This is a genomic window from Belliella alkalica (genome assembly GCF_022549785.1).
In the GTDB taxonomy this organism is placed as follows: domain Bacteria; phylum Bacteroidota; class Bacteroidia; order Cytophagales; family Cyclobacteriaceae; genus Belliella; species Belliella alkalica.
Map to the genome: position 1 here is coordinate 39576 of NZ_JAKZGO010000002.1, position 13975 is coordinate 53550.

Genomic DNA, 13975 nt, shown 5'->3' on the forward strand with positions numbered 1-13975 from the left:
TTAAAGATGAAAACTATATATAAAAATTTCAATTTGCTTTGCATCGCTTTGCTTTCCTTTGCGGTGCTAGGATGTAGTGACTTTCTTGAAGAAGAAAATAAGTCTAGAGAAACAGATGTAGTGGCGAGCTCAAACCCTGCGTTTTTTGATCAATTGGTAGCAGAGGTATACAACAGGATGCGTGCTGTAACTTCTTCATATGATTTGGAGTTTTTGGGGACGGATATTTTCACCAGAGGTGATATCATCGCAGGGATCAACGAAATAAACGATTATGTCAATCTCAGACCCGTAAATGGATCAGTATCCAATCAGTGGTTTGTCAATTATAGAGTAATTGCCGCATCCAATGCAGCAATAGATAGATCTAATGAGATTACAGGCCTAACTGATGCTGCAAAGCAAATAGGATTAGCAGAAGTTAAGTTCTTTAGGGCATATGCTTATTTTAACCTTGTAGAACATTTTGGGGGCGTTCCTTTAGTTCTAAATGAATTGAGAACTTCAACTGTAGATTTTACCAGAAATACTGAATCTGAAGTTTATAATCAGATTATTTTAGATTTGACAGATGCTTTGAACGGTACTCCTGACGCTCCTTCTGCATATGGTAGGGTGTCCAAGAATGCTGTAAGGCACCTTTATTCTAAAGTTTTGTTGACAAGAGGTTACAAGGATTTTGGCTCTTCACAAGACTTCACCCAAGCAGCATCTTTGGCAGAAACAGTAATAGCGGCCCATCCTTTAGTTAATAGCTTCTCCACACTTGTTTCCAGACAAAGCCAGAGAAACAGTGAAGTTATCTTCTCTATCTTGTACGGCTCAAACCCAGTATCAAGAGGTGTAGGAAACAGCAGACATTTGTTGTTTAAGTTTGTCTATGATGTGTATCCAGGACAGACAAGATCTACATTATATCATAGAGGCCTTGGTCCTGCACCTACTCCTTACTTCTTTAGCTTGTTTCAAGAAAATGATCAAAGAGAAGCAGCCACTATCAGAAGACTATTATTGGCAGAGGTAAACAATGCAACAGCAGGCATCGCAGTAGGAGATACTTCCATTTATTTTCCCAAAACAGCATGGAGTGCAAGTGTAATCCAAAGTAAGCCTTATGTGGTTGTGAACCCTTCAAATTATTTTATTCCAAATGGCTTTACTCAAGTTCAGTATCCGATGTTTAAAAAGTTTGATGATCCAGGTGTGCCATATACCAATCCAGGGATTAACCCTGACGGTGAGCGTGATGCTATAATTATGAGATCTGGAGAAACAAGACTTTTGGCTGCAGAAGCATATTTGCAGCTAAACAATACAGCAAAAGCCGCTGAGCACCTGAATGCCATCAGATCACGCGCTGGACTCAACCAACCTATCACTCCTGCACAAGTTACTATTGATTTGATTTTGGACGAAAGTGCCAAAGAGCTTGCTGGTGAAGTAAGTCGCTGGATGGATCTCAAAAGAACAGGCAGATTGATTGAAAGAGTGCTTGCTCACAACCCTCACGCAGCCTTGAACAATGCCATCAGACCATTCCATCTCCTAAGACCTATACCACAAAGTGAAATAGATGTGACTGGAGGTATCCTAGAACAAAATCCTCAATACAATTAATTTTAATTTTAAGAAAATGGTGAATTTATTCTGTTTTAGAGTGCTACTCTAAATACAGGGTAAATTCACTTTATCTAAAAATACGCCGCATGGATTGCATAGAAATCAAAGTGAAATTTGTTAAAAAAACAGCTTTTAATTACCTAATATACAAGTTCATAGGATTTGTTGTTCTGCTTGGGTTTACATCTAAATCTTTTGCTCAGGAAGCAAGTCTCAGTAGTAAATTATCACCTGATGCATTAAATTTTATTGTGTTGGGAGATTGGGGAAGGTATGGTGATGATCATCAGCTACAAGTCGCTGAACAGCTTGCCAAAACTTCAAAGGAAATCCATGCCCAATTTTTCATAAGTGTAGGGGATAATTTTTACCCTAAGGGCGTGGCGAGTATTCATGATGCGCATTGGCATTATTCCTTTGAAGATATTTATAAAGACTATGCTCACCAAAAAGAATGGTATAGTATTCTAGGAAATCATGATTACATGGGTAATCCAGATGCACAAGTTGAATACACCAACATCAGCAGGCGTTGGGTAATGCCAGGTAGATATTATACGAAGGATTTCAAACTGAAAGGAGACAAAAACAATCTCCTTCAAATTACTTTTATCGATACAAACCCATTGATTCCTGAGTTTTATAACAATTCGGAATACGGTCCAAATGTAGTAACGCAAGACACTGTGGCACAGATTGGCTGGTTGAAAGAAACACTTTCAAGTGAGAATAAAAGGTGGAAATTGGTAATTGGTCATCATCCTATGTTTACAGCAAGTGAAAAACGCAGGGAAGGTTATGATACAAGGTCAATCAGAAGTAGTCTGAGGGGGATTTTAGAAAACTACCAAGTAGATGCTTACATAGCTGGTCATGATCATAGTTTGCAACATTTACTTCCCGAAGGTGGTGTTCACCATTTTATTTCGGGCTCAGCCTCAGAAGCTACTGATGTGGGGACACTTCCATTTAGCAAATTTACAAAAAAAGAATTCGGCTTCTTGGTATTCTCAGTTACAGTTGACCAAATTCAAGTTTTTGCCATTTCCCATTCTGGCGAATTGTTGTATGAAACCAAAATCGTTAGATAAAATTTTGCTTTATACAGAATGATACCACTAGTATTATAAATCCCTACTTCTGGATTTATTTTATACTAGTTGATATTAGATATTTGTAGATATTGATCAAATTCCAATATTTATACTATTACTTGAACTTGCTGGAAATGAAGTGGATAGTCCAATAAAATTTAATCAGAAATGAAAAAGATATCGAGAAAAACATTTATCAAACAATCGGCTAGTTTGGGCTTATTGACAGCAATGATACCTTTCACATCGCATGTATGGGCAGTGGATTCAAAAAACGGCTACAAAGATTCCAAAATATTGAAGCGGTTAATCAAAGCAAATGATGATTTGACTACACAGCTGATTTTACCTGAAAATAGCAATCCTAAATCATACATCAGACAGCAAGGATATGATTTTGCAGTGCTTTCTGCCAGTTATTGCCATACAGAATCTTCTTATTTCAACAGTGAAAAGGTCTTACTAAGAATGGAAAGCCTAATGGTTTTTCTTTTGTCTCAACAGCGTTCTGATGGAACTATGAATACTGGTAATCTTGAGTCACCTCCTGATACTGCCTTTGTGATGGAGCCTCTTTGTGCCGCTGCCAAAATCTTGATTGAACACAATAATTCTGCCTTGACAAAGGTGAAATCAGATCTCAAGAGATTTATAGTTAGTGCAGGGGAAGCTTTGGTCACTGGTGGGATTCACACGCCTAATCATCGCTGGGTACTGAGTGCAGCTTTGGCCAAAATCAACCATGTTTATCCAGACCAAAGATATGTCAACCGTGTGGATGATTGGCTAGGAGAGGGAGTCTTTATTGATGAGGATGGGCATTATCCTGAGCGAAGTATGAATTATTCAGCTGTTGAAAATGAGGCATTTATCACCATGGCCAAGCTTCTGGATAAAGAGGAGCTTCTGGAACCTGTAAGGAAAAACATGGAGATGACTTACTATTACATGGAGCCGAATGGCGATTTGATTACTTTTGATTCCCGGCGACAAGATCAATATGGTCATCATAATATAGTTTCCCAATATTTGAATTTCCGCTATTTGGCCATCAAAGACAAAAACCCTTTTTTCTCAGGTGTTGCGAGGCAAATAGAAGGTTTTGAGGGCTTCGAAGAGAAAATTATCCGTGGAGGTCTCTACTATTTTATGGAACATGAGATTTTGCAGGAAGAAATGCCTGCCTCAGCACCACTCCCAAGAGATTTTGCAAAAATTTTTCCAACAAGTAGCTTAGCTAGAATCCGAAGGGAGGATACCACGATGACTATTTTTGGCGGTGTGGATTGGCCGTTGATCATTGCATCTGGCAGATCCGTCAGCCCCAATTTCTTTTCTTATCGAAAAGGCCGAGCTGTGATCAAACATATTAGGATGTCTTCGGCGTTTTTCAGCATGGGACATTTTAGAAGCGAAGGTCTAGAATCCAAAGATGGAAAGTACACCTTGTACAAAAAACTACAAGCTCCCTATTACCAGCCCCTTCCTCAAGATTTACTGAATTCAGAAGGTGATTATGAACTTAGTGCCAGTGTGGATGGTAGATTTTGGAGTAAAATGTCATTCGCTGACAGACCTATTAGCAATGTAAAAACCCTAGAAAGCAAAATTACCATTGACGAAAATAATGGACAAGCAGATTTGTTAATTGAAGTTTCAGGCTTAGAAGGTGTACCTGTTACTTTAGAGCTTTGTTTCAGCGAAGGGGGAGAATTTGCCGGAGTTAGTGAGCCTGTAGATTCTCAAGGAAATCGCTTCTTGGAAGAAGGAATGGGAAGTTACAAAATGGGTAAAGATGAAATTTCTTTTGGGCCAGGGATCAAGAAGCATGAAAGTATCTACCGGCTCGATGGGGAAATGTACACTGTCCATTTTGGAACTTTAAGAGCACAAGGTGATCATGTTTACCTCACTGGAATTACTCCATTTACCCACACACTTACTCTCAAATAAAACCCTCATGTATTATTTTAGAAAAATAGGTATGTTAACCCTGCTTGCGATCATTGGATTGGCTTCTTGTCAAAAAAAGGATCAAGCACAATATTATGATATTCAATTGGGATACTCAGGGAGTATAGAGCTTTATGAAAAAGCTGTGATTATCCAAAGAAGTGACTTTCCCGAAATAGCCGATGGTAATTTTTATCCAATTTTATTGACTGAGAATAATGATACTTTGCCGGCACAATTTGATGATTCAAATGGCGATGGTTCTTGGGACGAATTGTTTTTTCTCATTAACCTAAAACCAGGAGATGAAAGGAATCTTAAATTGATGCTTTCAGAAAATCAGTTGGATTTTGAAAAGCGAGTAAATATAAGATTTGGTGTACGTGCTTCGGAAAATGATATTGTAAAACCTGCCACTAGCCATACATTTTATCCACACCAACTTCCTGGAGTGATGGGTTATCAGCCATACCAGACAGATGGTCCTTCTTGGGAGAATGACTGTGTAGGTTTCAGACACTATTTGGATGGGAGGAATTCAAAAGATGTTTTTGGAAAAAAGGTAAAATACATGTCTCCAGAAGATGTCGGAATCAATGAAGAAGGAGTGACTGAGGACGATTATCATGTGATGGAGGATTGGGGACGGGATATTCTGTCAGTAGGCAATTCCGTGGGGATTGGAGGGTTTGGGTTGAAGGTAGGCGATCTTTTGGCTAGGTTGGGAGTGACAGAGCAAGATTCCCTTAATAATGTCTCCGAAACGGATTACACAGTTCTTTCAAATGGCTTTATCCGAGGATTGATGCGTTTTGAATATCATGATTGGAAACCTGAAGTCTTGGATCGAACTTACCAAGTTCAAGAACATACCTCTATTTGGCCAAGTATGCATGGATACAAAAATGAAGTCCGTATTTCTGGTATCAAAGGGGATGAAGAACTGGTGATTGGATTGGTAAATTCCAGAACTGACAAACCTCTTTCATCATTTGAAGTTGGTGATTTTCAAGTTTTGTACACACATGACCTACAGACTTACGAAAAAGAATGGTATTTGGGACTTGCCTTAATTGTCCCTAAGAATAAATACTTGGGGTACACAGAAGCACCCAATGAAGGCTCTCTTTCAAATACTTATTTGGCCAGGATGAAAATCGAAGATGGTGATCCATTGTCTTATTATGCTGTAGCTGCTTGGGAATTAGCTGATGAGAATTTTAGAGAAGAAAGTTATTTTAAAAATTACCTAAAAACACTTGCTGAAGGTTTAGGTGCAGAGGTGAAAATCACAATTTTGAATTAAACATTATGCTTAGAAGGTATTTGCTCTTTTCGCTGTTTCTCCTTTCGGGGTTTGCTCAATTAGCTGCACAAAATCAAATTACAGATTCCAATACGCCATTGCATCTGTTGCAGCCCGATTATCCGATTCCTTATGGAGTCACCAAAATTAATGATATTGAAAGCGTGTTGGAAAAAGTCTATTTGTACCTCAACGAAGTCACACCTGCAAGACTGGTAGATAAAGCTTCTGGATCACCACTCAAGCCATCGCAGTTAGCAGATAGTCAAACGAGATTTGAAAAGGGTGATTTTAGACTCACAAGTTACGAATGGGGTGTGACTTATGCAGGTATGATGCTCGCTACACAATCCACTGGTGATCTTAGATTTGCTGATTATACATACGAAAGGTTGAGTTTTCTTTCTGGTCTTTTTTCAGAATCAAATGAAATTTTCATCAAAGATCCCCAAGCTGATTTTCCTTTGAAATCCATAGTTAATCCACACGCTTTAGATGATGCAGGGGCTATTTGTGCAGCGATGATCAAAGCACAAAAATTAGGGTTTCAATCTGGATTAGAACCAATTATTGAGAATCTCATAAATTATATTTCTTCTAAAGAGTATAGGTTGGATGATGGAACTTTCGCAAGAAACAGACCTTTGAAAAACACACTTTGGTTGGATGATTTATTTATGAGTGTTCCTGCTTTGGCATTATACGCTGATCAATCAGGAGATACTAAATACATGGACGATGCAGTTTCACAAGTTTTGCATTTTTCGGAGAGGATGTTCAATACAAGTTCAGGAATTTTCCGCCATGGTTGGGTAGAAAACTCAGGCAATGCACCGAGCTATTTTTGGGCAAGAGCAAATGGCTGGGCTTTTATGGCAATGGTGGAGCTTTTATCAGTTTTACCAAAAAATCACCCTAAGTATGAAATAGTATTGTCTTTGTATCAATCACATGCTCTTGGATTGTCTTCTTTTCAATCTAGTACAGGATTTTGGCATCAGCTCTTGGATCGCAATGATTCTTATTTGGAAACTTCTGCAACAGCCATTTTTACATATGGCTTTGCAAAAGGGATCAATGAAGGGTGGTTGGATTACAGAGTGTATGCTCCATTGACTCTTTCGGCTTGGAATGCAGTAGCTAGTAAGGTCAATGATAAAGGTCAGGTCGAGGGCACATGTGTAGGTACAGGTATGGGCTTTGATCCTGCCTTTTATTATTACCGCCCCACCAATCTATTTGCTGCCCATAGTTATGGCCCCGTAATGTTGGCAGGTTCAGAAGTGATTTCATTATTGAAAAACCATAATTATGAAATCGATGAAACGGCTGTTCAGTTCAAATAATTTAATCCATACTGGCAAAAAAGATTCAACCTTAGAAAATAATTACACAAAGTTGTTTGGAAAGAAGCAAAGCAAAAAATGAAAAAGAATCAACTAATCCTTATCCTTATATTCTTGATATTTTTTGTAATATCCTTACTTACAAATATTCTAGGGCCAATAATACCAGCTATTATACAAAGTTTTTCTCTGAGTATGGGGCTAGCTGGATTTCTGCCATTTTCTTTTTTTGTCGCTTACGGTGTAATGTCTTTGCCTGCAGGTTTGCTGGTAGAGAAATACAGGGAAAAAAACATTTTGATTTTATCGTTTGGTTTGGCTGCCTTTGGAGCTCTGATTTTTGCAATAAACACTACTTTTTCGGTTGCATTGTTTTCTCTTTTTATTATTGGGATTGGTATGGCTATGCTTCAAGTAGTCATCAATCCATTACTTAGGACTACTGGAGGTGAAGAAAACTTTGCTTTTTATTCAGTTTTAGGGCAATTCGCATTTGGAGCTGCTTCTTTTTTGAGTCCGCAATTGTATAGTTTTTTGGTGAGAAATATCCATACAGAGACGCTTACTGGTCATATGGAATGGATGAATTCAATAGTTCCAAAAGAGCTCACTTGGATCTCGGTTTATTGGGTTTTTGCATTGATTGCTATCGTAATGATTTTGATCATTTCAGCTTTCAAGTTCCCTCAAGTCGATTTGCAGGAAGACGAGAAAATTCAGCTGGGAAGTAATTTGAGAAACCTTCTTCGTAAGAGAATTGTCTGGTTGTATTTTTTTGGGATAATTTGCTATGTGGGCTCTGAGCAAGGTATTGCAAATTGGATATCAAAATTCCTTCAAGATTACCACAACTTAGATCCTGCTACCACAGGAGCTACGACAATTTCATATTTTTGGGGATTGTTGACATTGGGTTGTCTATTGGGGTTGTTGCTGTTGAAGCTTTTGGATAGCAAATTGGTGTTGATCCTATTTAGTTCAGGTGCGATTTTATCATTAGTACTCGCTTTGAATGGTAGTCAAGAAGTTGCATTGGTTGCATTTCCCTTGACAGGTTTTTTCTTATCTGTCATGTGGTCGGTAATTATCTCCTTGGCACTCAATTCTGTATCATATGCTCACGGAACATTTGCTGGGATTCTTTGTAGCGGAATCGTTGGCGGAGCAATTTTCCCTTTGGTTATTGGTCAGTTGGCAGATCAAATTGGCCTGAGATATAGTTTATTCGTGCTTGTTTTGCCACTATCTTTCATTCTTTGCATAGGGATATGGGCAAAACCTTTGATTTCAAATTCGAGGATAAAATAAATCTCAAATAGAATTGATTTTATCATAAGATTAAGCAAGTTTTACAAGATAAGTTACTCAACTCAACAGAAGTTATTGGCCTCCAACACTTGTTGGTTATATAAAGTTATTCGGCGACGATTTCAAAAAAATAATCTAAAATGAAGAATAAGACAATAGTTATTACAGGAGGAGCCAGTGGTATCGGTTTATCCATAACAGTGAAATTTTTGTCAAAAGGGGCAAAAGTATTTATGCTTGATGTGAATGAAATACTTGGTCAATCGGTATTGGCAGATTTAAAAAAGACATATGAGCACGTTCATTTTTTAACTTGTGATGTTAGTGATCAAGAGCAAGTGAATGAAGTTATCGCAAAAATATCAGAGCCAATTGATGTTTTGATCAATAATGCGGGGGTTTCCCATGTTGGAAATATAGAGAAGACAACTACTGCAGATTTTGATAGACTATTCAATATCAATGTTAAAGGAATTTTCAATTGTACCAAGGCAGTAATATCAAAAATGAAAGGTCGGGGAGGAGTGATATTGAATATGGCGTCAATCGTTTCTTCGGTGGGGATTCCAGATAGGTTTGCTTATTCTATGACCAAAGGTGCGGTCCTTTCTATGACCTATTCGATTGCCTGTGATTATGTGAATGAAGGCATTCGATGCAATTGTCTATCCCCTGCCCGAATCCATACACCATTTGTAGATGATTTTTTGGCAAAAAATTACCCTGGTAAAGAGAAAGAAGTATATGATAAATTAGCCAAAACCCAACCGATTGGCCGCATGGGAACACCTGATGAAGTTGCTGAAGCTGCATACTTTATCTGTTCGGATCAGGCGGCATTTATTACAGGGACAAATTTTCCTGTAGATGGAGGTTTTGTAAGTATAAAAAATTAACATGATTATCCGCAATGATATTTGATGGCAATTTGAAGAATTGTATCATGCGGATAAGTGTCAACCTTCAAAAGTTGGCAGCTGCTGAATTTGAAACAAATACATTATTAAATGTTGTAACTGCTGCGAAAGTGGATATACATACAATCAATTTAAAATATGAAGTTACTAAGATTTGGAAATGAAGGACAGGAGCGTCCGGGAATAGAAAACAAAAGTGGAGAGAGGCTGGATTGTTCGGCATTTGGGGAAGATTGGAATGAAGCATTCTTTGGGAGTGATGGGGTCAACCGTCTAAAATCTTGGCTGGAAAGCAATGAGGCTGGGTTGCCAAAAGTTGATAAAAGCATAAGATTGGGAAGCCCTATTGCCCGTCCATCGAAAATTATCTGTGTAGGATTGAATTATTCCCTGCATGCTAAGGAAAGTGGAATGGCTCTGCCTGAGTCTCCGGTTTTGTTTATGAAAGCTTCCTCGTCACTATGCGGTCCTTTTGATAAGATAATAATTCCAAGAAACTCAGTGAAGACCGATTGGGAAGTTGAATTGGCAGTAGTAATAGGCAAAAAGGCTAGTTATGTAGATGAGTCAAATGCTGCCGAACATATTGCAGGATATACTTTGCACAACGATGTGAGTGAGAGGGATTTTCAACTGAATCATGGCGGACAGTGGGTGAAGGGTAAAAGTGCGGATACATTTGCACCAATAGGGCCATATTTGGTTACGCCAGAAGAGTTACCAAACCCAGATAATCTTAGGCTTTGGCTAAAAGTAAATGATAAAATGATGCAGGATAGCAATACATCAGATTTGGTATTCAAAATCCCCCATTTGATCAGTTACATCAGTCAATATATGACATTACTGCCAGGTGATGTGATTTCTACCGGTACACCGTCGGGTGTTGGCTTGGGCTTAAACCCACCTCAATATCTCAAAGCAGGTGATGTTGTAGAGCTTGGAATTGATGGCCTAGGAGTTGCAAAGCAGGAAGTGGTATCTTGGCAATAAAAAAATCAAGCCATTGGATTCATAAAGGTTTTCAATGGCTATTTTTCGTTGTTTCTCTATGCACTAAAGAAGTTTTGAGCTGCTCAGTCATAGGCAACTCGATATTTTCTTCAATAATTTTCAATAAAATTTCAGCTGCTCGTTTGCCGATTTCATAGGCAGGCTGTTTGACGGTGGATAACTGTGGGCTGATATATTGAGCCAAAGGCTCGTCTGCGTATCCTATTACTGAAATTTCTTCAGGGATTTTGCAATGCCTTTGTTTCAGAACTTTCACTATATCAAAGGCATTATAATCACTGAATGCAAAAAAAGCATCAATAGGAAATGTGTTCAAAGTATTATTCACATCATCCACGAAGGATTCACTATCACCGGCAATTACCAACTCCTCTCGATAAGTTAAACCATTTTTTCTCAATGCTTCTTGATATCCCAGAAATCTGTTGAAGCTTGTAGAGATGTAATCAGGGCCTTTGATATGGACTATGTTGCGACAACCGCTATCTATCAAGTATTGGACTGCTTCGAAGGCCCCATCAAAGTCATCTGTGATTACATAGGAGGTGTTTAAGTCTTCGCATATTCTGTCTAGCAAGACCAATGGCGTACCATAATCTATGATTTTGGAAAAATGATCTAGATTGTCTGAACTGTTTCCTGCAGCTGCCAGAATACCATCTACTCTGGCATCAAGGAGTGTTAGGCATGATTTTTCTTCTTTTTCTTTTAAAGCATCCGAAGTACATATCAAGAGCTGATAACCTTTTTGGTAGGTGATACTTTCTATTCCTGCTAAGATCTTGTTGAAATAATTATGGGTAAATTCAGGAAGAATAAGGCCAATATTAAAAGTTTTGTTTGATACCATACTTTTTGCAATATGGTTTGGTCTATAGCCATATTTTTGGGCAAGATTGACAATTTGCTCTTTGCGCTTCGTACTAATACTTCCCAGTCCATTGAGAGCACGTGATACCGTGGAAGGTGTTACGTTAAGCTCTTTTGCCAAATCTGTGATACTTATTTTTTTCTTTTTCATACTCTATTGAAGCCTCAAGGTACAAACATTACCCCATCAATTCAATTTGTTTGGTATTTGGCAAGTTTGTTTTATCAATTGATGCAGGAATCTAATACAGACTTTCCCAAAACAAAAATTCTGAATGTATATCAACCCAATTTCAGCTAAATAGAAATTAGATTGAATTGCCCTTTTTGTGCTCTCACTAGAGTATTGACTTTTATCATTAAGGCAAACGTTTGACTGGAATTTATTTTAAATAAAAGCTAACATTACCTTTGGTAAAATTGATAGAATGAATACACATTATTTGGCTCTAGACCTTGATGAGCAATTGGAATCTATAGTATCCTATGAAAAATGGCATGAAAACGTCTGGCCGGAAGTCAAGAAAAGTATTCTTGACTCTGGGATAGTTGCTATGGAGATCTACAGATCAGGAAATCGACTTCTAATGGTATTAGATGTAAATGAGGAATTTAGTTTCGAAGAAAAAGCCAAAATGGACGCCATCAACCCCATAGTTCAGGAATGGGAAACATTGATGGACAGATATCAAAAGAGACTTCCTTGGGCAAAAGAAGGTCAAAAGTGGGTTTTGATGGAGAGGATTTTTCATCTTTCATCATAGCAAAGATCGATGCAAGTAAGATTCTTTCAGTCCTATAGTCCTTCAAAATTTCCCCAAATACAAAGAGGAAATAGTAAATGAAAATTAACTAAACACCAAAATAAATGAAAACCCTCAATAAATCTATTCTTTTTGGCATGTTCCTCAGCATAAGCCTAAGCATACATTCCTTCGGTCAAGAAGAGTTTTTATCGCCAGTAGGACCTCAAAATGAACCCCAACACACAGGGAAGTTTGAGCCCAACTGGGAATCACTCAGTCAGTACAATACTCCAGAGTGGTTTAGAGATGCCAAATTTGGAATATGGGCACATTGGGGACCTCAATGTCAACCGGGACAAGGAGATTGGTATGCTCGAAATATGTATGATGAAGGCAGTAAAACTTATAATTGGCATGTTGAAAATTATGGACATCCTTCTGAAGCTGGTTTTATGGAAGTAATCCGCAGCTGGAAAGCGGAAAGATGGGATCCGGAAAAGTTAGTGGCACTCTACAAAAAAGCTGGTGCTCAGTATTTTTTTGCAATGGCAAATCATCATGACAACTTAGATTTGTGGGACAGTGAATATCAGGAATGGAATTCCGTAAATGTAGGTCCCAAGAGGAATATTATTCTGGAGTGGGCCGAAGCAGCCAAAACCAATGGGCTTCCTCTGGGATTAAGTGTGCATTCGGCACATGCATGGAGATGGTATGAATCATCTCAGTTAGCTGATGAAAATGGTCCTTACAAAGGTGTACCTTATGATGGTAACTTGACAAAGGAAGATGGTAAAGGAAAATGGTGGGAGGGACTGGATCCACAAAACCTATATGCGCAAAATCATAAGTTGAGTGAAGGAAGTGAAGACATCAATAAAATCGATTCTCAGTGGGATTGGGAAAATGGGGCTGAAGTGCCATCTGTAGAGTATAGTGAAAACTTTTATAACAGGTCTATAGATCTGATCAATAAATTCAATCCCGATTTGTTGTATTTTGATGATACCGGATTGCCGCTTTACCCAATATCTGATGCAGGGCTGAAGATCGCCGCGCATTTTTACAATAGCAATATGGCGAAAAATGATGGCAAACTTGAGGCAGTATTATTTGGTAAGATTCTTACTGAAGATCAAAAAGAAGCACTCGTTTGGGATGTGGAAAGAGGTGCTCCAGCAGATTTGCAGCAAAAACCTTGGCAAACATGCACATGTATTGGGAATTGGCATTATAGTGAAGATGTTTACAATCAGGATAGATACAAGTCTGCCAAGGATGTCATTCATATGCTTGTAGATGTGGTCAGTAAAAATGGCAATCTTTTGTTGAATGTTCCGATCAAGGGTGATGGAAGTATAGATGATAAAGAAATCCAAATCGTAGAGAATATAGGCAAATGGATGGAAATCAATAAAGAAAGTATTTTTTCTACCAGACCATGGCAAGTTTTTGGTGAAGGGCCTTCAGTAGAAACAAAAAACCCAATCAATGCCCAAGGTTTTAATGAAGGTAAAATGAAGTTTACCGAGAAAGATATCCGATTCAACCAAAAAGGAAAGCTGCTTTATGCTACTGTTTTAGGACTTCCCTCTGAAACCGTTCACATCAAAAGCTTGGGTTCTCGGACTACTGGATTCAGAAAAATTAAAAAGATAGAACTGTTGGGAAGTTCTGAAAAAGTGAATTGGAAAATAAGCGAAAATATGCTGAGTATAGAACCTCCTAGTGACTTCCCAAATGACATTGCCTTGGTGTACAAAATCCATAGGAAGTAAGAAAACTTAAAAATCCACTATCT

At 38.2% G+C, this 13975-nt stretch carries 11 protein-coding genes; 10 read left to right on the forward strand and 1 reads right to left on the reverse strand.

Annotated elements, in window-relative coordinates; all coding sequences use genetic code 11:
* Positions 1–6: 6 nt before the first annotated feature.
* The 8 genes from MM213_RS02420 to MM213_RS02455 all read left to right on the forward strand — a co-directional run bounded on the left by MM213_RS02420 (position 7) and on the right by MM213_RS02455 (position 10537).
* Positions 7–1617 carry a RagB/SusD family nutrient uptake outer membrane protein gene (locus tag MM213_RS02420; RefSeq protein ID WP_241409879.1) on the forward strand — a complete coding sequence of 537 codons (1611 nt, stop codon included), beginning with the start codon at positions 7–9 and terminating at the stop codon, positions 1615–1617.
* Positions 1618–1706: 89 nt separating this feature from the next.
* The gene (locus tag MM213_RS02425) at positions 1707–2711 is read left to right on the forward strand and encodes a metallophosphoesterase (protein ID WP_241409881.1); all 1005 of its coding nucleotides are present in this window, start codon (positions 1707–1709) and stop codon (positions 2709–2711) included.
* 171 nt (positions 2712–2882) lie between these two features.
* Positions 2883–4667, forward strand: coding sequence for a hypothetical protein (locus tag MM213_RS02430; protein WP_241409883.1), 1785 nt, complete (start codon positions 2883–2885; stop codon positions 4665–4667).
* 7 nt (positions 4668–4674) lie between these two features.
* On the forward strand, positions 4675–5973 hold the full coding sequence (locus tag MM213_RS02435) for a DUF4861 domain-containing protein (protein WP_241409885.1): 1299 nt from the start codon (positions 4675–4677) through the stop codon (positions 5971–5973).
* 5 nt (positions 5974–5978) lie between these two features.
* On the forward strand, positions 5979–7319 hold the full coding sequence (locus MM213_RS02440) for a glycoside hydrolase family 88/105 protein (RefSeq protein ID WP_241409887.1): 1341 nt from the start codon (positions 5979–5981) through the stop codon (positions 7317–7319).
* A 78-nt stretch (positions 7320–7397) separates the two neighbouring features.
* Positions 7398–8627: an MFS transporter gene (locus MM213_RS02445; RefSeq protein ID WP_241409889.1), complete on the forward strand. Its 1230-nt coding sequence runs from the start codon at positions 7398–7400 to the stop codon at positions 8625–8627.
* Positions 8628–8767: 140 nt separating this feature from the next.
* A complete protein-coding gene (locus MM213_RS02450) occupies positions 8768–9523 on the forward strand; it encodes an SDR family NAD(P)-dependent oxidoreductase (RefSeq protein ID WP_241409891.1) in 756 nt (251 codons plus the stop codon).
* A 159-nt stretch (positions 9524–9682) separates the two neighbouring features.
* Entirely contained in the window at positions 9683–10537 is an 855-nt protein-coding gene (locus MM213_RS02455; protein WP_241409893.1) for a fumarylacetoacetate hydrolase family protein, read from the forward strand.
* 31 nt (positions 10538–10568) lie between these two features.
* Here MM213_RS02455 and MM213_RS02460 read toward each other — a convergent pair whose 3' ends face one another.
* The gene (locus tag MM213_RS02460; RefSeq protein WP_241409894.1) at positions 10569–11579 is read right to left on the reverse strand and encodes a LacI family DNA-binding transcriptional regulator; all 1011 of its coding nucleotides are present in this window, start codon (positions 11577–11579) and stop codon (positions 10569–10571) included.
* Positions 11580–11856: 277 nt separating this feature from the next.
* Between MM213_RS02460 and MM213_RS02465 the strand changes: the two genes are divergently transcribed.
* Both MM213_RS02465 and MM213_RS02470 read left to right on the forward strand, forming a co-directional pair.
* A complete protein-coding gene (locus MM213_RS02465) occupies positions 11857–12192 on the forward strand; it encodes an L-rhamnose mutarotase (RefSeq protein WP_241409896.1) in 336 nt (111 codons plus the stop codon).
* A 104-nt stretch (positions 12193–12296) separates the two neighbouring features.
* Positions 12297–13952, forward strand: coding sequence for an alpha-L-fucosidase (locus MM213_RS02470; RefSeq protein ID WP_241409899.1), 1656 nt, complete (start codon positions 12297–12299; stop codon positions 13950–13952).
* Positions 13953–13975 lie beyond the last annotated feature (23 nt).

What these genes read in the sequence shown, in the direction of transcription:
- MM213_RS02420 (WP_241409879.1), top strand. Translation starts at nt 7, where the DNA reads ATGAAAACTATATATAAAAATTTCAATTTGCTTTGCATCGCTTTGCTT.
- MM213_RS02425 (WP_241409881.1), top strand. Translation starts at nt 1,707, where the DNA reads ATGGATTGCATAGAAATCAAAGTGAAATTTGTTAAAAAAACAGCTTTT.
- MM213_RS02430 (WP_241409883.1), top strand. Translation starts at nt 2,883, where the DNA reads ATGAAAAAGATATCGAGAAAAACATTTATCAAACAATCGGCTAGTTTG.
- MM213_RS02435 (WP_241409885.1), top strand. Translation starts at nt 4,675, where the DNA reads ATGTATTATTTTAGAAAAATAGGTATGTTAACCCTGCTTGCGATCATT.
- MM213_RS02440 (WP_241409887.1), top strand. Translation starts at nt 5,979, where the DNA reads ATGCTTAGAAGGTATTTGCTCTTTTCGCTGTTTCTCCTTTCGGGGTTT.
- MM213_RS02445 (WP_241409889.1), top strand. Translation starts at nt 7,398, where the DNA reads ATGAAAAAGAATCAACTAATCCTTATCCTTATATTCTTGATATTTTTT.
- MM213_RS02450 (WP_241409891.1), top strand. Translation starts at nt 8,768, where the DNA reads ATGAAGAATAAGACAATAGTTATTACAGGAGGAGCCAGTGGTATCGGT.
- MM213_RS02455 (WP_241409893.1), top strand. Translation starts at nt 9,683, where the DNA reads ATGAAGTTACTAAGATTTGGAAATGAAGGACAGGAGCGTCCGGGAATA.
- MM213_RS02460 (WP_241409894.1), bottom strand. Translation starts at nt 11,579, where the DNA reads ATGAAAAAGAAAAAAATAAGTATCACAGATTTGGCAAAAGAGCTTAAC.
- MM213_RS02465 (WP_241409896.1), top strand. Translation starts at nt 11,857, where the DNA reads ATGAATACACATTATTTGGCTCTAGACCTTGATGAGCAATTGGAATCT.
- MM213_RS02470 (WP_241409899.1), top strand. Translation starts at nt 12,297, where the DNA reads ATGAAAACCCTCAATAAATCTATTCTTTTTGGCATGTTCCTCAGCATA.